Annotated in this window: 14 protein-coding genes, 1 other RNA gene and 1 other annotated feature; of the genes, 12 read left to right on the top strand and 3 right to left on the bottom strand. The window is 41.3% G+C overall.

Going from position 1 to position 18,318, the window contains the following annotated elements; translation table 11 throughout:
- The first annotated feature begins 89 nt into the window (after nucleotides 1–89).
- The 6 genes from secDF (at nucleotide 90) to dtd (ending at nucleotide 8,629) form a co-directional block, all read left to right on the top strand.
- On the top strand, nucleotides 90–2,363 hold the full coding sequence (secDF, locus tag B7E06_RS09385; protein ID WP_082233728.1) for a protein translocase subunit SecDF: 2,274 nt from the start codon (nucleotides 90–92) through the stop codon (nucleotides 2,361–2,363).
- Nucleotides 2,364–2,581: 218 nt separating this feature from the next.
- Entirely contained in the window at nucleotides 2,582–2,893 is a 312-nt protein-coding gene (locus tag B7E06_RS09390) for a LapA family protein (protein ID WP_082233729.1), read from the top strand.
- 55 nt (nucleotides 2,894–2,948) lie between these two features.
- A complete protein-coding gene (gene recJ / locus B7E06_RS09395; RefSeq protein WP_082233730.1) occupies nucleotides 2,949–5,273 on the top strand; it encodes a single-stranded-DNA-specific exonuclease RecJ in 2,325 nt (774 codons plus the stop codon).
- Nucleotides 5,263–5,775, top strand: coding sequence for an adenine phosphoribosyltransferase (locus B7E06_RS09400; protein ID WP_082233731.1), 513 nt, complete (start codon nucleotides 5,263–5,265; stop codon nucleotides 5,773–5,775). Before recJ ends, B7E06_RS09400 begins: the two co-directional genes overlap by 11 nt.
- A gap of 185 nt (nucleotides 5,776–5,960) precedes the next feature.
- Nucleotides 5,961–8,165: a RelA/SpoT family protein gene (locus tag B7E06_RS09405; protein ID WP_082233732.1), complete on the top strand. Its 2,205-nt coding sequence runs from the start codon at nucleotides 5,961–5,963 to the stop codon at nucleotides 8,163–8,165.
- Nucleotides 8,166–8,179: 14 nt separating this feature from the next.
- Nucleotides 8,180–8,629, top strand: a complete 450-nt coding sequence (gene dtd, locus B7E06_RS09410) for a D-aminoacyl-tRNA deacylase (RefSeq protein ID WP_082233733.1) — start codon at nucleotides 8,180–8,182, stop codon at nucleotides 8,627–8,629.
- A 103-nt stretch (nucleotides 8,630–8,732) separates the two neighbouring features.
- On the opposite strand, the gene B7E06_RS09415 is transcribed toward dtd, so the two are convergent.
- The gene (locus B7E06_RS09415; RefSeq protein ID WP_082233734.1) at nucleotides 8,733–10,187 is read right to left on the bottom strand and encodes an N-acetylmuramoyl-L-alanine amidase family protein; all 1,455 of its coding nucleotides are present in this window, start codon (nucleotides 10,185–10,187) and stop codon (nucleotides 8,733–8,735) included.
- Between the two features lie 158 nt (nucleotides 10,188–10,345).
- Nucleotides 10,346–10,570: a binding site (T-box leader), on the top strand.
- 58 nt (nucleotides 10,571–10,628) lie between these two features.
- On the opposite strand from B7E06_RS09415, the gene hisS reads away from it, so the two are divergent.
- From hisS to ssrS, 3 genes are all read left to right on the top strand, one after another.
- Nucleotides 10,629–11,909, top strand: coding sequence for a histidine--tRNA ligase (gene hisS / locus B7E06_RS09420; protein WP_082233735.1), 1,281 nt, complete (start codon nucleotides 10,629–10,631; stop codon nucleotides 11,907–11,909).
- On the top strand, nucleotides 11,906–13,675 hold the full coding sequence (aspS, locus tag B7E06_RS09425) for an aspartate--tRNA ligase (protein WP_082233736.1): 1,770 nt from the start codon (nucleotides 11,906–11,908) through the stop codon (nucleotides 13,673–13,675). The genes hisS and aspS overlap by 4 nt, the downstream gene beginning before the upstream one ends.
- A gap of 75 nt (nucleotides 13,676–13,750) precedes the next feature.
- Nucleotides 13,751–13,938, top strand: a non-coding RNA gene (ssrS, locus tag B7E06_RS09430) — 6S RNA.
- Between the two features lie 53 nt (nucleotides 13,939–13,991).
- Here ssrS and B7E06_RS09435 read toward each other — a convergent pair.
- Together B7E06_RS09435 and B7E06_RS09440 are read right to left on the bottom strand one after the other, a co-directional pair.
- Nucleotides 13,992–14,618 (bottom strand): RsfA family transcriptional regulator, encoded by a 627-nt coding sequence (locus B7E06_RS09435; RefSeq protein WP_082233737.1) that lies wholly within the window; start codon nucleotides 14,616–14,618, stop codon nucleotides 13,992–13,994.
- 86 nt (nucleotides 14,619–14,704) lie between these two features.
- A complete protein-coding gene (locus tag B7E06_RS09440) occupies nucleotides 14,705–15,979 on the bottom strand; it encodes a replication-associated recombination protein A (protein WP_082233738.1) in 1,275 nt (424 codons plus the stop codon).
- Between the two features lie 127 nt (nucleotides 15,980–16,106).
- Between B7E06_RS09440 and B7E06_RS09445 the strand changes: the two genes are divergently transcribed.
- From B7E06_RS09445 to B7E06_RS09455, 3 genes are read left to right on the top strand one after another with little or no spacing between them, the layout of a single operon-like run.
- Entirely contained in the window at nucleotides 16,107–16,787 is a 681-nt protein-coding gene (locus B7E06_RS09445; protein ID WP_082233739.1) for a YczE/YyaS/YitT family protein, read from the top strand.
- A complete protein-coding gene (gene cymR / locus B7E06_RS09450; protein WP_082233740.1) occupies nucleotides 16,741–17,160 on the top strand; it encodes a cysteine metabolism transcriptional regulator CymR in 420 nt (139 codons plus the stop codon). The genes B7E06_RS09445 and cymR overlap by 47 nt, the downstream gene beginning before the upstream one ends.
- 13 nt (nucleotides 17,161–17,173) lie before the next feature.
- Nucleotides 17,174–18,310 carry a cysteine desulfurase family protein gene (locus B7E06_RS09455; RefSeq protein ID WP_082233741.1) on the top strand — a complete coding sequence of 379 codons (1,137 nt, stop codon included), beginning with the start codon at nucleotides 17,174–17,176 and terminating at the stop codon, nucleotides 18,308–18,310.
- Nucleotides 18,311–18,318 lie beyond the last annotated feature (8 nt).

The raw sequence follows: 18,318 nt of genomic DNA on the forward strand, positions 1-18,318 counted from the left end.
AGTAAAATTGGAAAAGTAATCAAAGTAATAGGGCTCGCTGTGTTTTATACATATATACGAGATCGTTTTGAAGTGAAAGGGGAAGAGTTATGGTTAAGAGAGGGCGGATTGTTGCCTTTTTTCTAATAGTTATATTAATAGCAGCTATGATTGGAACTACAACGACAGGAATTACAAAGAATATTAATCTGGGATTGGATCTCCAGGGCGGTTTTGAAATTTTGTATGATGTGGAGACAGTAGATGAAGACCAGGAAGTTAATGAACAAGTTCTGCAGGCTACTGTGCAATCATTAAATGAACGTGTCAATGTACTGGGGATCAGTGAGACAAACATTTCTATAGAAAGCGGAGATCGGATCCGGGTCCAGCTTGCTGGCGTAGACAATCAGCAGCAGGCACGGGAACTACTTTCCACTACAGCTGAACTATCTTTTAGAGATGTTGAAGGTAACGAGCTGATGAGCGGTTCCGATGTTGTCGAAGGGAGTGCCCGGCAGTCCTATGACCGAAATAATTCACCAATAGTCACACTCGAAGTAAAGAGTGCTTCAGATTTTTATGACATAACAAGTGAAGTTGCTAATAAGGAACCGATCAGCGGAGCACCTTATCCGCCAAACTTAATGGTCATCTGGCTGGATTATGATGAAGAGATTTCCTTTGAAGAAGAATACTTATCCGATGACCCTGCTTATATCTCTGCGCCATCAGTTAAGCAGGGAATTAGAAGCAATACTGTCCAGATTGAAGGGAATTTCACTCAGGAATCAGCCCAGCAGCTGGCAGATATTTTAAATGCCGGTTCTCTTCCGGTTGAACTAGAAGAAACTTATTCTACTTCTGTAGGAGCCCAATTTGGAGAGCAGGCCATGGATAAAACTATTTTTGCCGGTGCTCTCGGAATAGCCTTAATCTTTATTTTCATGGTAATTTTCTATCGATTCCCTGGACTAATTGCTGTAGTTACTCTATCGGCGTATATTTATCTCATATTATTAGTGTTCGAACTGTTAAATGGTGTTCTTACACTTCCAGGTATTGCAGCCTTAATTTTAGGGGTTGGTATGGCTGTTGACGCAAATATTATTACTTATGAAAGAATTAAAGAAGAATTAAAATCTGGGAAATCAGTAATGTCTGCATACAAATCAGGTAATCAGCGTTCTCTTTCAACGATTCTAGATGCTAACATTACTACATTAATTGCTGCTGGTGTTCTTTTCATTTTCGGAACGAGTTCTGTTAAAGGTTTTGCAACCATGCTTATCATCAGTATTCTCGTAAGTTTTGTCACCGCTGTTTATGGTACACGGCTTATGATGGGTCTTTGGGTGAAGAGCCGATTCCTAAATAAACGTCCAGGCTGGTTAGGCGTTAAGAAAGAGGATATTCATTCCCTGGAGGAAGGCAAAGAAGTAGAACCGAAGTTTTTAAACAGGAAATTCGATATTGTGAAGCTTCGAAAACGCTTCTTTATCATTTCGCTGCTTCTCGCTGCGATTGGCGGTGTTTCTCTCGGATTGTCCGGTTTAAACTTAGGAATTGATTTTACCAGTGGATCCAGAGTGGAAATTATGTCTGATCAATCATTGGATGCAGACGACCTGGAACAGTCTATAGAGGAGGAAGTGGGCGTTTCTCCACAGCAGGTTGTGCTTTCAGGAGATAATAATGATCGAGCAATCGTACGATTTGGAACGGATTTATCTCAAGCTCAAATTGCCTCCATGCAGGACTACGTTTCGGCGGAATACGGAAGTAACCCGAATGTCAGTACAGTATCACCGGTAGTTGGACAAGAACTGGCTAAGAATGCCGCCCTTGCTGTGCTATATGCATCGATAGGGATTATTCTCTATGTAACGATAAGGTTCGAAATATTCTTTGCCTTAGCCGCTATTCTGGCACTGTTACATGATGCATTTTTCATGATAGCTTTCTTCAGTATTACAAGACTGGAATTTGACGTTACAATTATTGCTGCAATCCTGACTATTGTCGGTTACTCTGTAAATGATACGATTGTTACGTTTGACCGGATCAGGGAAAACTTGAAAATGCGTAAGAAAGTCAAGTCTTTCAAAGAACTGGCTGTAATCGTTAATAACAGTCTGCTTCAAACAATGACCCGCAGTTTGAACACTGTTCTAACGGTTATCTTTGCAGCGGTTATGCTTGCTGTCTTCGGAGCATCTTCGATTACGTACTTTTCCCTGGCTCTCGTCGTCGGATTAGTAGCTGGAACCTATTCTTCTTTGTTTCTTGCCGCTCAAGTTTGGCTTGTATGGAGAGGAAAGAATATTAAGGAAAAACCGATTGAGTACGTAAAGAAAAAGAAACCATCAGGACCACAGGTATAAGCAAAATGCGAAGTCTGCAGAAAAACTAATCAGTTTTCTGCAGACTTTTTGATTAAAAATTTCTGCGAGGCAGAAATAATTACTTTTGAGAAGGTATAGATTTACTAAGTATTTTCTTCGAAAGAAAGAGAGATTCTTTTTTACTCTGTATACTCTCCCGATTATAAGAGATTTAAAAAGGGTATAAATTTAAGAAGATTTAGTAAAGGAGGTCAATTATGAAAGGACAGTCCTACATTATTCTTGCACTTATTTTTGCTTTAATAATTGCAGTGTTTGCGGTTATAAATGTAGACGCAGTTGAAGTGAATTATTTATTCGGCACAGGGGAAGCCCCGTTAATTTTAATTATTTTAGTTTCTGTGCTGTTAGGAGGGATTACCACAGCTTCTGTAGGTGCCGTGAAATACTTTCGTCTGAAGCGGGAGAATAAGTCTCTCCATCATCAGTTGAAAAATGAAGAAAAATCTGCGCCGACAACAGGAATAGATACAGATGAAACAAATACTCGGGCACATGATTTTGAATAAGTTGATTGATACCCCTTTTCCCCTCTAGTATAATAGATGGGTCAGGGGTGAATTTATGTTACGAAGTAAAATGAAATGGAACTTTACATATACAGAGGAACAGGAGCAGGGTTCCTCTTTTAAAGGCATGACTGATTTAACCGAACAGCTTTTGAAACAACGTCATTTGAAAGACCCGGATGCAATCGATCGTTTTCTGCATCCGTCTGTTAACGATTTACATGATCCTTTCTTACTGAGCGGTATGAAAGAGGCAGTTGAGCGTGTGAATAGAGCTATAGAAACTGGAGAAAGTATTTTAGTTTATGGCGATTATGATGCCGATGGTGTCAGTTCTACCACCGTTATGGTTGAGGCACTGAGGGAAGCAGGCGGGATTTGTGAATTTTATATTCCGAATCGTTTTACGGAAGGATATGGACCTAATGAAACAGCATTTCAGGAAGCGGCAGAAGCAGGATTCGGTCTAATTATTACGGTAGATAATGGGATTGCAGCAGAATATGAGGCAAAGGTTGCTAAAGAACTGGGTATTGATTTAATTATTACTGATCACCATGAAGTGCAGGAGGTACTTCCTGATGCTTATGCGATCATTCACCCGAAAACATCAGAGAATTATCCATTTAAAGAATTAGCAGGTGTAGGAGTGGCCTTTAAGTTTGCGCAGGCCCTGCTTCCTGAATTTCCTAAGCATTTGCTTGATCTAACTGCTTTAGGGACAGTAGCAGATCTCGTCCCGTTAAAAGATGAGAATCGGGCGCTCGTATATCTCGGTCTTCAGGCGATGAACAACACAAAAAGAATTGGTCTGCTTGCTTTAATCGAAACATGCGGCATTGACGGAACAATTGATGAAGAGACGATAGGGTTTACAATTGGTCCCCGCGTAAATGCTGTCGGCAGGCTTCAGGATGCCTCGCCAGCGGTAGAACTCTTTCTAACTGAAGATACAGAAGAGGCTGTTCAGCAGGCAGAAATGATAAATGAGCTCAACCAGGAGCGGCAAAAAATTGTGGCTGACATTGCAAAAGAAGCAGAATCTATGCTCATGAGTAACGAACAGGAGCTTGGAGAAGTTATTGTTGTGGCAAAGGAAGGCTGGAATCCGGGTGTGCTTGGAATTGTTGCTTCTAAGCTGGTACGTACCTTTGACCGTCCGGCCATCGTGCTGGGAATAGATGAAGAAAAACAGCAGGCAAAAGGATCAGCTAGGAGTATCGAAGCTTTTGACTTATTTTCGAATTGTATGGAAATAAGAGAATTGTTTATTCATTTTGGCGGTCATGCTCAAGCTGCCGGAATGACCGTTGAACTCGACAAAATCTCCCAGATTAGAAGCTCGCTTTGTAAGTTAGCCAAAGAGAAATTAACTGAAGAAGATTACCAGCAGACCTTAAATATAGAAATGTCGATTGGACTTGAAGATGTTTCTGTTCAACAGATTAAGGAGATTTCAAAGTTTCGTCCATTTGGTATGGGAAATCCAAAGCCCCTCTTTCATGTGAAAGAGACACCTAAAGAAATCCGCTTAATCGGCAGCCGGCAGAACCATTTAAAAATGCAATTTATCAATGAAAAAGGAAAGCTTGACGGAATAGGATTTGGCATGGGAGATTGCTACCATAAAATCGGCTCCTCAAGTGAACTGGAAGTCGTAGGAGAACTCAATATCAATGAGTGGAATGGACGAAAAAGCCCTCAAATTATGATCAAAGATCTGCAAGTGGCTCATTGGCAGCTGTTTGACCATAGAGGTTCTAAACATTTGGATAAGCAGCTAAGTCATGTAGATAGCGAGCGTACTGCGGCTATCCATTTTACAGATCAAAAGCTGCCTGCTGTTCCGTGTAATGTATATCATTTTGCAGATATCCATAATACTCTAAGTGCAGACAATATTGATGGGATAATCTTACTAGATTTACCTATACAGCTCTCACAGCTGTCAGAAGTGATACAAAAGCTTAATCCTTCCCTTGTTTATGCCTGTTATCAGGTAGAAGACGGTGCTTTTTTTCAATCGCTCCCTACACGTGAACATTTTAAGTGGTTTTATGGTATGCTTGTGAAGCGGGAAAATTTCAATCTTACCTCAGATAAAGAACTTCTTGCCAGAAAAAAAGGCTGGAACCGATCGATGATTGATTTTATTTCCCAGGTGTTTTTTGAACTGGGTTTTGTTAAAATGGAAGACGGGAAAATCAGCCTTCATTCAAATCCGGTTCAAAGGGACTTAGGTGAGTCGGACCTTTATAAGCAAAGGAAAGAACAACTGAACATAGAGCAGACTCTCTATTACTCCACATATAAAGAATTAAAAGACTGGTTGAACCAACAGAGAAAGACCGTCAGAGAGGAAGTATTAAATGGATTATAAAAAACATATAGCGATCGTAGAAGACTGGCCTAAAGAAGGTATAAGATTTAAAGACATTACTCCATTGATGGACAATGGAAAGGTTTTTAAATCGGCGGTTGATGAGATCGTAGAATATGCCAAAGATAAGGAAATCGAAATTGTCGTTGGACCTGAAGCACGCGGCTTTATCGTAGGATGTCCGGTCTCTTACGCTCTTGAAGTCGGATTTGCTCCAGTTAGAAAAGAAGGCAAGCTGCCTCGGGAAACAATTAAAATAGACTATGGCCTTGAATATGGTAAGGATGTCCTCACTATTCATAAAGACGCCATAAAACCAGGACAGCGAGTGTTAATTGTAGATGACTTGTTAGCTACCGGCGGAACAATCGAAGCCACAGTAAACCTTGTGGAACAGCTGGGCGGAGTAGTAGCAGGATGTGCTTTTCTTGTGGAACTAACTTACCTCGAAGGCCGCAGCAAGCTAGAAGGATATGATGTTTTAACACTAATGCAATATTAATGATTTGATGAAGAGTGCCCTCCTAATTTAGGGCGCTCTTTATTTTAAAGGGTAGAGACTCCGCTGTGCTAAAGACGAAATCGATAAAAAAGCACCATTTTCCTTTACAATTGCAGCGCTTTTTTTGATAATGAGAGGAAACTACTAATTAATTTGAGAAAGCAAAGAGGAATCAGGGTGATTGAATGGCTAAAGACAAAATCTTAACAGCCGAAGAAGTGATTGAGCAGGCGAGCGTTTATATGAATGAAAGAGACCTTGCATTTATCCGCAAGGCTTTTGAGTTTTCCAATCAAGCTCACAGTGAACAATATCGCAAATCAGGGGAACCTTATATAATTCACCCTATCCAAGTAGCAGGCATTCTCGTTAATTTAGAGATGGATCCTGAAACGATAGCTGGTGGGTTTCTTCATGATGTAGTAGAAGACACTGATTTTGGCTTGGAAGATATTGAGAGAGAATTTGGAGAAGAAGTCTCCATGCTTGTCGACGGAGTAACGAAACTAGGGAAGATCAAATATAAGTCTAAAGAAGCCCAGCAGGCTGAAAATCATCGTAAAATGTTTGTGGCTATGGCTAAAGATATGCGTGTGATTTTAATTAAGCTTGCGGACAGGCTTCATAACATGCGAACACTGAAACATCTTCCTTCTGAGAAACAGCGCAGAATTTCAAACGAAACATTAGAAATCTTTGCACCGCTTGCTCACAGGCTCGGAATTTCCGCAATTAAGTGGGAGCTTGAAGATACAGCGTTAAGGTACCTGAATCCTCAGCAGTACTATCGAATTGTTCATTTAATGAAGCAAAAGCGGAATGAGCGAGAATACTATATTGAAGATGTCATTAACGAAATCCGAAAGCAATTGGCGGATGTTGATATTGAAGCGGACTTGAATGGACGGCCGAAACACCTTTACAGTATTTACCGTAAAATGGTGCTGCAAAATAAGCAGTTTAATGAGATTTATGATTTGCTCGCTGTACGAATCCTCGTTAGCAGTATAAAAGACTGCTATGCTGTGCTTGGAATTATTCATACGTGCTGGAAGCCGATGCCGGGAAGGTTTAAGGATTATATAGCGATGCCAAAACCTAACCTCTATCAGTCGCTTCACACTACCGTTATTGGTCCAAAAGGAGATCCTTTAGAAGTTCAGATCCGCACTCATGAAATGCATGAGATTGCTGAGTATGGTATTGCAGCACACTGGGCGTATAAAGAAGGAAAACAAGCGGCCTCCAACCATTCTTTCGAAGAAAAACTGACATGGTTTCGAGAAATTTTGGATTCCCAGAGTGAAACCCATGATGCGGAAGAATTTATGGAATCATTAAAAGTTGATTTGTTTTCTGATATGGTCTATGTGTTTACTCCTAAAGGGGAAGTCGTGGAACTTCCTTCGGGATCCGTTCCGATTGATTTTGCTTATCGAATTCATACCGAAGTCGGCAATCAGACGATTGGAGCGAAAGTAAACGGAAAAATGGAGCCGCTTGATTATGTGCTTAATACGGGTGACATTGTAGAAATGATGACATCCAAGCATTCCTATGGTCCGTCAAAAGACTGGATAAAGCTGGCACAGACATCACAGGCAAAAAATAAGATTAAACAGTTCTTTAAACGCCAGCAAAAAGAAGAAAATGTTGAAAAAGGGCGTGAAGCTGTAGAACGTGAGATTCGAAACATGGGTCTACAACCGAAAGAAGTGTTTACAGCGGACAATTTAGACAGGGTCTCAGAAAAATTTAATTTCGCTAATGAAGAGGACATGTTTGCTGCCGTAGGCTACCAAGGTATAACAGCTGCACAAATTGCGACAAGGCTGACGGAGAAGCTGAGAAAGCAAATACAGAAGGAACAGAATCTAGAGCAGACACTGGCAGACGTATCGACAACTGAGATAAAGACTTCTGCTTCACGCGGAAAGAAAGATTCCGGAGTAAGAGTAGAAGGTGTAGACAATCTGCTCGTCCGCTTATCTAAATGCTGTAATCCTGTCCCAGGAGACGAGATTATTGGTTATATAACGAAAGGCCGCGGAGTTTCCGTTCACCGTACAGACTGCCCGAATGTTCATACAGAAGAGGCCAAATCACGACTGCTTACCGTTTATTGGGAGAAAGGTTTCACTGACAGCAAACAATATCACGTGGATCTTGAGATCTGGGGCTATGACCGCCGAGGCCTCCTCAATGAAGTCCTGCAGGCAGTTAATGAAACAAGAACAAATATAACGGCGGTTTCCGGGAAATCAGACCGAAATAAAATGGCTACTATTCACATTACTATCTTAATACAAAACACAGAGCATTTAAGAAAAATAGTTGAACGAATAAAGCAGATTCAAGAGGTATATACGGTTAGAAGAGTGATGCAGTAATTGGAGGATTTAAGATGAGAGCAGTAGTGCAGAGGAGTAATAAAGCTTCTGTTACCGTAAACGGTGAAGTGGTTGGGGAAATTAATCACGGGCTTGTCGTTTTATTGGGAGTTACCCATGAGGATACTGAAGAAGATGCCAAGTATTTAGCTAGTAAAATTCCTCACCTTCGTATCTTTGAGGATGAAAATAGCAAGATGAATTTATCTTTATCCTCTATAGAAGGAAGTCTTTTATCTATTTCTCAGTTCACTTTATACGGTGACTGCCGAAAGGGAAGAAGACCTAATTTTATGAACGCTGCAAAGCCTGAGCAGGCACTTGAGCTTTATGAAACATTTAATCAGCTGATAGCCGATGAAGGGGTTCATGTAGAAACTGGAACTTTTGGAGAGATGATGGATGTCCAGTTGACAAATAGTGGACCGGTGACGCTTATTTTAGACAGTAAAGAAAGAGGCTGAGGCAGAACGACTGGCTGACAATGGCTCCGGCTATTTGAAAAATATGAAGCGGTTTTGGTGAAGGATAGGAGAAGAAACAAGGGGTACTATACCCCTTGTTTTTTTAATTAAAATATTGGATAAGACCGTTTGTAATGCCTTGGCTTACTTTATTTTGATAGCTTGGCGTTTTCACCATTTTTTCTTCGTTGACATCAGAGGTAAAGCCTAATTCCATTAAAACCGCAGGTGTATTGCTGTAACGCAGGAGATGAAAACTTTCATTTATAATTCCGCGGTCTCTTTGACCCGTAGCTCGTGCTGCAGAGGATTGGACCAGGGAAGCTAAATAGCTCGAGTTGGAGCTGTAAAAGAAAGTGGAAATACCATTTGCTTTAATCGAAGAAGGGACACTGTTGAAATGAAGACTAATAAAAGCATCACCATTGGCCGCGTTCGCAATGGATGTTCTTAATGCCAGTGATACGTAGGAGTCATTCGATCTAGTCATAACCACTTTGGCTCCATTACTTTCCAGGTCAGCTTTTAGTTTATGAACGGTTTTTAATGTTAAGGTTTTTTCGTAGCTGCCGCTTCTTCCAATGGCTCCTGGATCAAATCCTCCGTGGCCTGCATCTAAAATAATGGTTTTGCCTTTTAAGCTTCCTGATGTGGAAACTGGTGCTGCGTCGGAGGTTTCTTTAACAATCCAGCCGGCAACGTATGCTGATTTATTATTGTAGGATACTTTAAACCATTGACCGTCTTTTGCGATTACATTAAATTCTTCTCCTTTATTAGCTCTTCCAACAATTTTATAACCCGTAGACGGACCGCTTCGAATGTTCGTTGCATTATATTCCAAGGAAATCTTCGTGCTGCTTCTTTTTGGAGTAGAAGCAGATGATTCGCTCCCGGTAGTGACAAGCCATCCTGCAACCCAGCCCGTCTTACTGCCGCTTAGCTTAATTTCATACCAGCCTGATTTCTTTTGAATATAATCAAAACCTTCATTTTTTCTTACCTGTCTTAAGATTGAGCTGCTTGTAGTACCACTAGCTCTTACATTTAAGACAGCCGCAGTGACTTTAAGCTTTCCTGCAGATTTCTTGTTGTTTACTGCGGGAGCATTAGAGTATGTACTCAAATAATCTCGGTGTACCCAACCGGAACTTTTGGCGCGGCTGATTTTTATCCAGTCGCCTTTCTCGTCAATTTTTGTTACTGCTTCATTTTTCATAAGATAGTCTTTTACTGTTCCTGAGAGACTGCCGGTTGAGCGTACTCTTAAGTAATCAGCTTTTGACACGACGGTTGCGGATTTCTTTAAGGAAACTAGCCAGCCGGCAACCCAGCCGGAACGCTTTTTCCACCTAATCTTTAGCCAGTCACCTTTTCGATCTTCTACTGTAAACGTTTCATTCTTATGAACTTTCCCAAGAATTGAATCGGACAGACCAGGGCCTGACCTTACGTGTAAGTTATTCACTTGTACGGTGGCTGAATCGGCATTCACTGCCCCTGGAAAGAATAGGATAAAGCCGGTGAGAAGAATAATAAATGACAGCCATCCTTTCATAAACTTGTATACACCTCCATTTTTTAGTAATGCTATGACTAATTCGACAAAATTCTATGGTTTCCTTCATTTTTTTTAAAAAGCCTTTTCCCTTTAAATAAACTTGACATTGTATTCATAAAACCATTATTATAGTATCCATATCGAAATTGAAACGAATAAAACCATTGAGGAAAAAAGTAACACGGATATTGTCATAACAGAGAGAGAATGCCGTCTGGCTGGAAGCATTCTTTTTGACGCCCGGGTGAAAGACATTTCCTAGGTGCCCCATTGAAACCATAAGGCAGTAAATGAGGACGTATGCAGGCGTTAACTGTATCGAGTGGAAGCGCACAAAGCTTCAACTAGGGTGGCAACGCGGGTAAAGTCCCGTCCCTTTCTATTAGAGAGGGACGGGACTTTTTTGTGTTATAAAGCTATATTTAGGAGGAAAATTAAATGAGAGCACCTCGAGGAACTCAGGATATCTTGCCAGGTACTTCAGAAAAATGGCAATTTGTTGAGAAGAAGCTTATCGACCTTTGTCGTCGTTATAATTATAAGGAAATTCGTACACCGATTTTTGAACATACGGAACTATTCCAGCGTGGAGTAGGCGACAGCACTGATATCGTTCAGAAGGAAATGTATACATTCGAAGATCGGGGAGGAAGAAGCGTCACATTAAGACCTGAAGGAACCGCCTCAACCGTTCGTTCATTTGTACAAAACAAATTATTCGGTCTTCCTAATCAGCCGACAAAACTGTTTTATATTGGACCAATGTTCCGTTATGAACGTCCACAGCAAGGAAGGCTGAGACAGTTTGTTCAATTTGGAATTGAAGCAATGGGCAGTGAAGATCCGGCTATAGATGCTGAAGTGATGGCCTTAGCCATGAACTCCTATAAGGAGCTCGGATTAAATTCTTTAACTTTAGTGATAAACAGTCTTGGAGATAAAGAAAGCCGCCAAAATCATAAGGAAGCGTTAATTTCCCACTTCACACCATATCGTGAAGAGCTTTGTTCAGATTGTCAGGTGCGTCTTGAACAGAACCCTCTGCGAGTTCTTGATTGCAAAAAGGATAAAGATCACCCAGCAATGAAGACAGCACCATCCATTCTTGAATATTTAAATGAAGAATCTCTAGAATATTTTGAAAAGGTTAAAGCATTTCTCGATCTTATGGAAATTGACTATGTAGTTGATCCAAATCTTGTTCGCGGGCTGGATTATTACAATCACACAGCTTTTGAAATTATGAGCAATGCGGAAGGTTTTGGAGCAATAACCACACTAAGCGGAGGAGGCCGTTACAATGGTCTTGTCGAAGAAATAGGAGGTCCACAGACGAGCGGCATCGGTTTTGCGATGAGTATTGAACGCTTGCTGATGGCACTTGAAGCAGAGAATATCAAGCTTCCTATCGAAGAAACCCTCGACTGCTATGTTGTAGCCATGGGAGAGAAAGCAGAGCAGGAAGCTGTACGCTTAACCTACCAGCTTAGACAATCGGGAATTCAGGTGGAGAAAGACTACCTGCAGAGAAGAATGAAAGGCCAGTTTAAATCAGCTGACCGTTTAAAAGCTAAATATGTCATCGTTATTGGTGACAATGAACTTGAAAATAACGCCGCTACTATGAAAGATATGAACAGTGGTGAACAGAAAGAAATTAAGCTGAATGAAATTACAGATTATTTAAGGGATAAGCTGGCAGGAGGGAAAGTTATATGAAACGTACACCGTGCGGAACATTAAGAACAGAAAATAAAAAAAGTAAAGTTAAGTTAAAAGGCTGGGTGCAAAAACGGCGTGATCTTGGAGGAGTAATATTCATTGATCTTAGAGACCGTTCAGGCACTGTGCAAGTTGTATTTAATCCTGAAACCTCTGAAAAAGCTCTTGAAACGGCAGAAAATATCCGCAGCGAATACGTCATTGAAGTAACTGGGGAAGTCGTCTTGAGAGAAGAAAATACTGTTAACCCGAATATGAAAACTGGCCAGGTTGAAATTCTTGCCTCTGAGGTTGCTGTTTTAAATAAAGCAAAGACTCCTCCATTTATGATTGAAGATGAAACGGAAGTTTCTGAGGATATCCGGTTAAAGTACCGCTATCTTGACCTGCGACGCAAGGAAATGCAGGAGACGTTTAAATTACGTCATCAGACTACCCAGTCGATCCGGCAGTTTTTAAATGAAGAAGAATATCTGGAAATGGAAACACCAATGCTTACTAAAAGTACACCGGAAGGAGCACGCGACTACTTGGTGCCAAGCCGTGTTCATGAAGGAGAATTTTACGCTCTGCCACAGTCTCCACAATTATTTAAACAAATGCTGATGATGGGAGGCTTCGAAAAGTATTATCAAATCGCCAGATGTTTTCGCGATGAAGATTTACGAGCCGACCGACAGCCTGAATTTACCCAGGTAGATATTGAGACATCTTTCATGTCTAAAGAAGAAATCATGGCAATGACTGAACGCATGATGGCGCGTGTAATGAAAGAGGTAAAAGGAGTGGAGATCCCGACTCCTTTTAACAGAATGAGCTATGATGAAGCTATGGAACGCTTTGGCTCTGATAAGCCGGACACTCGTTTTGGGCTAGAGCTAGTGAATCTTTCGGAAATGATGAAAGACAGCGGCTTTAAAGTATTTAACAGTGCTGTTGCTTCTGGAGGTAAGGTAAGTGCGATTAATGTCAAAGGGAAAGCTGATGAGTTCTCCCGTAAAGACATTGATCATTTAACGGAGGATGTTAAAGTTTATGGAGCAAAAGGGTTAGCGTGGATGAAAGTTAAAGAAGGTAAACTCAATGGCCCAATTGCCAAGTTTTTTGAGGGAGAGGAAGCGGAGCAGCTTCTAAAAGCGCTTGAAGCAAAGAATGGTGACTTGCTGCTGTTTGTAGCTGATCAGCCATCGATCGTTTCCGATAGTTTAGGAGCCCTTCGTTTGAAGCTTGGAAAAAGGTTAGGTTTAATTGATGAATCGAAATTTAATTTCTTATGGGTAGTTGACTGGCCGCTGTTTGAATATGATGAGGAGCTTAATCGCTTCTTTGCCGCCCACCATCCATTTACTATGCCTGAAAATGGCGATGTAAGCCGTATTGTTGAGGATCCGGCCAATGCCAGAGCGGAAGCCTATGATATCGTATTAAATGGGTATGAACTCGGGGGCGGTTCGCTGCGTATTTATCAAAAAGAGATGCAGGAGCGTATGTTTGAAGCGTTAGGCTTCTCGAAAGAAGAAGCAGAGGAACAATTTGGTTTTCTTCTTGAAGCCCTTGAGTACGGCACACCTCCACACGGGGGGATCGCTTTTGGTTTAGACCGTTTAATCATGCTGCTGGCTGGAAGAAATAATTTAAGAGATACTATTCTTTTCCCGAAGACAGCATCTGCTCAAGATCCTTTAACAGATGCACCAGGGCGAGTAAGTGATGCCCAATTAAGAGAACTCAACCTGCAGGTGACAACGAAAAAACAGGTCTGAAGACTCACTCATAAAGCGTCGTTCTTTGCTTGATTGCAATAATTTTTTGTGCTATGATTTGATTACAATAAATAACCAATCCTGATGTGTGCGTTGTTCGAATGTACGTTTTGACCGAACATTTTTGAAACGGGAGCCTGACGTCTTCACATGGAATGCAAGCCTCTTATCGATAGTGGAGGACGCAAGAAGTGTGGAGCAGGGCACCCACCTGCCTGGAGCGGGTTCAAAACTCATGATACGACGGCACAATTGGGATTGGTTTTTTGTTGTTAAAAAGGGCTGTTTCCAATAGGAAACAGCCCTTTTTCTCTTGTTATTTAGCTAAATGTTCCATGTGACCCCCTGAATCCATTCCAAACAGTGGATGGCTTCTAAAATCCTGGTCATCAAACATTGTCATTTTACGAGCACGATCCATTAGGGAAATAAAAGCCTGATAATCTTCTTTTAAAGATTGAAGCTGAGACTGCAGCTTCTCGTTTAATGCTTTCAGCTCTATATTTTCCTCTTCTAATTCTTCTACTCTTTCATTTAACTTCGGCTGGATGCTAGTGTCAGCTTGTACGTTTTCTAAGAAAGCGATGACTTGAGACATATCCAGTTCTCCTGCAGGCACTGGTTTTTCTTTAGATTGCTGAACGACAGGTGAAGCTGCTTTTTCAGTTTTAGAAACTTTAACTGCAGCCGGCTGCTCGTAGACAGCTTCTTTCCTTTTCTTTTCTTTCCGTTGTTTTTTTGCTAATTCAACGGCTTGCTCATATTTTTGTCTAATTTCAGCATTCCATCTGAATCCGCAGGCGGCGGAAGTTCTGTTTAACACATCTCCTACTTCATCGAAAGCTTTTAACTGTGTGCTTCCTTCACGTATATGTCTAAGGACAGTTTCTGCTAGTAATAAATCATCTTCATGAGACCAGGCATCTTGTCTTACTTTTGGCATATTAACCCTCCAGTTTAAACTATGAGAACAATAGTTTCTCAGATTTTGATACTAGTTTGACCAAAGGGTAAACGTTTTATACTTGCTTAAGATTTTTGGCTGTTAATATTTTCATACACTTGTTTTAAAGCTTGTTCAAATTTGCCGGTAGCTTTAGGTTCATAATATTTTTTCTTTTTGAGTGGATCAGGGAGATACTGCTGATCTACCCAGGCATTCTGATAATTATGAGGGTATTTATACTCTATACCTCTTCCAAGCTTGGCGGCACCTTGATAATGAGAATCCTTCAAATGGGCCGGTATGTTACCAATATCTCCTTTGCGTAAATCGGCGAGCGCTGCATCTAAGGCTTTATAAGAACTGTTTGACTTAGGTGACAGAGCAAGTTCAGTGACCGCCGATGCAAGCGGAATTCTCGCTTCAGGGAAACCAAGTCTCTCAGCTGCATCGACAGCAGCGAGAGCCCGCGGCCCTGCCTGTGGATTTGCCAGGCCGATATCTTCATATGCAATGACGACGAGCCGCCTGGCGATGCTGTCTAAGTCTCCTGCTTCAATGAGCCGGGCTAAATAATGAAGAGACGCATTTACATCACTTCCTCTAATAGACTTTTGAAAAGCGGAAAGAACGTCATAGTGTGCATCGCCATCTTTATCATGAGAAAAACTTTTTTTCTGCATACATTCCTCAGCTATTTGAAGGGTGATATGAATGGTTCCTTCTTTATTCTCAGGAGTTGAAAAAGCGGCAAGTTCAAGCCCGTTCAATGCTGAACGCATATCTCCGCCCGCACTTTCCGCAAAGTGATTAAGAGCCTCGTCTGTAAGCTTTATGCTATAGTTTCCTAGCCCTTCCTTTTGATTGGTCAGCGCCCTGTTTATCGCTTCTTTTATATCTTCTGGAGTTAATCGGTACAGTTCAAAAAGATGACAGCGGCTCCTGATCGCAGGATTTATTGAATGATAAGGATTGCTCGTCGTACAACCGATTAATGTCAACCGGTTACTTTCTAGATGCGGGAGAAGGAAATCCTGTTTGCCCTTATCCAGCCTGTGAACTTCATCTAGAATGAGCACCATCTGGCCGTGCATCTTTGCCTCTTCTACAGCGATCTCCATATCTTTCTTTTTATCCGCCACGGCATTCAGCGTTTTATATGGCAGCTTAAGGCTTTTAGCTAAAGCCATAGCCATGGATGTTTTTCCAGTGCCCGGAGGGCCGAATAAAATCATAGAGGCCAGCCGCTGGGCTTTTACCATACGATTTAAAGTTTTACCTTCAGCGACTAGATGTTTTTGGCCGATGATCTCTTCAATAGTTGAAGGTCTCATTCGAAAAGCCAGTGGTTGTATACTCATAGGTTTAGAACTCCTTTATTTGTCTTCACTATTTTTAAGAGTAGATTCAATTCTATAAAAATGCAAGAGGGTTGCCATTCGTGCTATAATAACGTTTGGTATAATTGAAGAAGGAGATAGATCAGCTATGCAATTGACTCTGAAAAAGCCAAATTTAAGGCTGCGCTGGTCTTTTTTTATCGTGGGCTTAATTCTGCTTGCACTTGGTATATCCATGACAATGCAAGTGAAGGATTTTGGTATTGGCCCCTGGGATGTCCTGCACTACGGGCTTTTCATCCAACTTGGCCTGTCAGTAGGGACGTGGTCGATTATTGCAGGTTTGACCATTGTCATTATTACATCCATTGTATTAAAGAGACTTCCGCAAATCGGAACACTATTAAATATGGTATTAGTCGGTCTATTTATAGACTTATTTAATTTTATTTTAGCAGAGCCGGAATGGCTGCCGGCCAAAATCATTTTATTTATATTAGGGACCCTCGTGACTGCCGCAGGTATAGGGATTTACGTTGCTCCTAATATCGGGGCAGGGCCGCGTGACAGTTTAATGCTTGTGCTGACAGATGCGCTGCAATGGAAAGTTTCAACTGTCAGGAATGCCATTGAAGTTACGGTGGGTGTATTAGGATGGCTTCTCGGTGGTCCTATAGGCATAGGTACGGTATTCATTGCACTATTTTTGGGTACATTTGTTGGTAAAACACTACCGATTTCCAAAAACTTATTGGATTACTTTATAAAGAAGGGTGAAAGCTATGAAAATTTCAACAAAAGGACGCTACGGATTAACCATCATGATTGAACTTGCAAGAAAGTATGGGGATGGACCTATTTCTCTTAAACAGATTGCCAGAGACAATAATTTATCTGAACACTATCTTGAGCAGTTAATCGCACCTCTTCGAAATGCAAGCCTCGTAAAAAGTGTCAGAGGAGCATATGGGGGATATATGCTTACAAAAGCCCCTCACGAAATAACTGCAGGGGATGTTATTAGAATCCTTGAAGGTCCCATTACTCCTGTGGAAGGAATCGAAGATGAGGAACCAGCGAAACAAGCTTTATGGAAGAGAGTAAGAGATGCTGTAAAGGACGTACTGGACACGACAACGCTTGAAGATCTTAAAGATCATGTAGATGATCAGACACAGGATGCGTATATGTTCTATATTTAAAGGGGTGAGGAGAATGGAACCAATATATTTGGATCATGCAGCAACAACTCCAGTAAATCCAGGTGTTATGGAAGCCATGATATCTGTCTATCAGGAAACATTCGGCAATGCATCGAGTGTTCACCAGTTCGGCAGGAAAGCCAGAAAGCTTCTTGATAATGCGCGTTTAACCATAGCTGAAAGCATCCATGCAAAAGAAAAAGAAATTATTTTCACTAGCGGCGGAACGGAAGCAGATAATTTAGCAATTATAGGAACAGCATTGGCCAATCAGCATAAGGGGAAGCATATTATTACGACTTCTATCGAGCATCATGCTGTATTGCATGCTGTAGAATATTTAGAAAAAGAAGGCTTTGAAGTAGAGTATCTCCCAGTGGATGAAGCTGGACAGGTTAGTATAAAAGATTTTCATTCGAAGCTCCGGGACGATACAATATTAGTAAGTATTATGATGGTCAATAACGAAACAGGTGCAGTGCAGCCCATCGAAGAAATCGCGGAGATTACAGCCGAGCATCAGGCCTATTTGCATTCAGATATTGTCCAGGCTTACGGCCTTTATTCTATTGACGTGGAAAAACTTCCAATTGATATGCTTACGGTTTCAAGCCATAAGATAAACGGGCCTAAAGGAATAGGCTTTTTATATGTAAGAGAAGGAACTTTGCTTCAATCCCTTCAGTATGGGGGAGAACAAGAGCGCAAGAGACGGGCAGGTACTGAAAATATTCCTGCAGCCGTCGGTTTTGAACAAGCTGTAAAGCTCCTTTTAGAAAATAGAACCGACAGACTCAATCACTATAAAAAAATGAAGCATGTCTTTTTAGAAAAACTCGGAGAAGAAACAGTATTTAACATAAACGGCGAGGAAGAATCAACAGTGCCTACAATTGTGAATGTCAGCTTTCCGGGAATGAACGTGGAAACACTATTAACGAACTTTGATTTATCCGGAATTGCAGCTTCAAGCGGCAGTGCATGTACAGCAGGTTCAGTCGAGCCGTCACATGTACTATCAGCGATGTTTGGGTCTGAGGACCCGAAAACTACAAATTCGATTCGATTTAGTTTTGGCTCAGCCAACACGGAAGAAAATGTAGCAGAAGCTGCCATGCGTGTCGGGCAAATCGTGAAGAGACTGAGTTAGGAAGGTGA

This window comes from Halobacillus massiliensis (genome assembly GCF_900166625.1).
GTDB lineage: Bacteria > Bacillota > Bacilli > Bacillales > Halobacillaceae > Halobacillus_A > Halobacillus_A massiliensis.

Bases quoted from the DNA above. Each gene is read 5' to 3' on its own strand.
- secDF (WP_082233728.1), top strand. From the start codon at position 90: ATGGTTAAGAGAGGGCGGATTGTTGCCTTTTTTCTAATAGTTATATTA.
- B7E06_RS09390 (WP_082233729.1), top strand. From the start codon at position 2,582: ATGAAAGGACAGTCCTACATTATTCTTGCACTTATTTTTGCTTTAATA.
- recJ (WP_082233730.1), top strand. From the start codon at position 2,949: ATGTTACGAAGTAAAATGAAATGGAACTTTACATATACAGAGGAACAG.
- B7E06_RS09400 (WP_082233731.1), top strand. From the start codon at position 5,263: ATGGATTATAAAAAACATATAGCGATCGTAGAAGACTGGCCTAAAGAA.
- B7E06_RS09405 (WP_082233732.1), top strand. From the start codon at position 5,961: ATGGCTAAAGACAAAATCTTAACAGCCGAAGAAGTGATTGAGCAGGCG.
- dtd (WP_082233733.1), top strand. From the start codon at position 8,180: ATGAGAGCAGTAGTGCAGAGGAGTAATAAAGCTTCTGTTACCGTAAAC.
- B7E06_RS09415 (WP_082233734.1), bottom strand. From the start codon at position 10,187: ATGAAAGGATGGCTGTCATTTATTATTCTTCTCACCGGCTTTATCCTA.
- hisS (WP_082233735.1), top strand. From the start codon at position 10,629: ATGAGAGCACCTCGAGGAACTCAGGATATCTTGCCAGGTACTTCAGAA.
- aspS (WP_082233736.1), top strand. From the start codon at position 11,906: ATGAAACGTACACCGTGCGGAACATTAAGAACAGAAAATAAAAAAAGT.
- B7E06_RS09435 (WP_082233737.1), bottom strand. From the start codon at position 14,618: ATGCCAAAAGTAAGACAAGATGCCTGGTCTCATGAAGATGATTTATTA.
- B7E06_RS09440 (WP_082233738.1), bottom strand. From the start codon at position 15,979: ATGAGTATACAACCACTGGCTTTTCGAATGAGACCTTCAACTATTGAA.
- B7E06_RS09445 (WP_082233739.1), top strand. From the start codon at position 16,107: ATGCAATTGACTCTGAAAAAGCCAAATTTAAGGCTGCGCTGGTCTTTT.
- cymR (WP_082233740.1), top strand. From the start codon at position 16,741: ATGAAAATTTCAACAAAAGGACGCTACGGATTAACCATCATGATTGAA.
- B7E06_RS09455 (WP_082233741.1), top strand. From the start codon at position 17,174: ATGGAACCAATATATTTGGATCATGCAGCAACAACTCCAGTAAATCCA.